Source organism: Streptomyces sp. AC627_RSS907 (assembly GCF_019049165.1).
The window spans coordinates 1-551 of record NZ_JAGMUE010000424.1 but is presented as its reverse complement, the minus strand read 5'-3'; the positions used below and the strand labels follow the sequence as shown (position 1 = coordinate 551).

The 551-nt window shown below is 74.0% G+C and carries 1 protein-coding gene; it reads left to right on the top strand.

Annotated features, from left to right (window positions below; all coding sequences use genetic code 11):
- Positions 1–189, top strand: a 189-nt coding sequence (locus KUM32_RS36250) for a M23 family metallopeptidase (protein ID WP_217146150.1), incomplete at its 5' end; no start/stop codon positions are given.
- Between the last annotated feature and the right edge of the window lie 362 nt (positions 190–551).

Here is a 551-nt window from a genome sequence, read left to right as displayed (position 1 = left end):
TACGCCCACCTGTCGCAGCTCTCCGTCTCGGCCGGCCAGTCGGTCACCGGCGGTCAGCAGATCGGCCTGTCCGGCAGCACCGGCAACAGCAGCGGCCCGCACCTGCACTTCGAGGTGCGCACCGGTGCCGGCTACGGCTCGGACGTCGACCCGGTCAGCTACCTGCGCGGCAAGGGCGTCAGCCTCTGACCAGCGGCTCGACCGTTGAGCGGGCGCCCCTGACCGATCGCTGATCGAGGGCTCCCCGTACCACCGCACCACCCGATGTGCCCCCGCGCCGACCCGGCGCGGGGGCACATCGGCGTTCCGCGAGGGCAGATTCGCCTTCCGTGGGGGCATTCGGTGGCCGGCCACCCGGGTGCTACGGGGCGGGTGCTGGGTAGAGTTCCCGCTCATGGGGTTGTGGAACGGGGAGGAACCCGCGAAACAGGGTGGCACCGAGTCCGAGCGCACCGCCGACGGTCCCGTGCGGAGCGTCGGCGGCCCGGCGCGCGGCGTCGGCGAGCGCGAGACACTGCCAGCCCGCGACGCCTCGGCGGCCGAGGCCGACC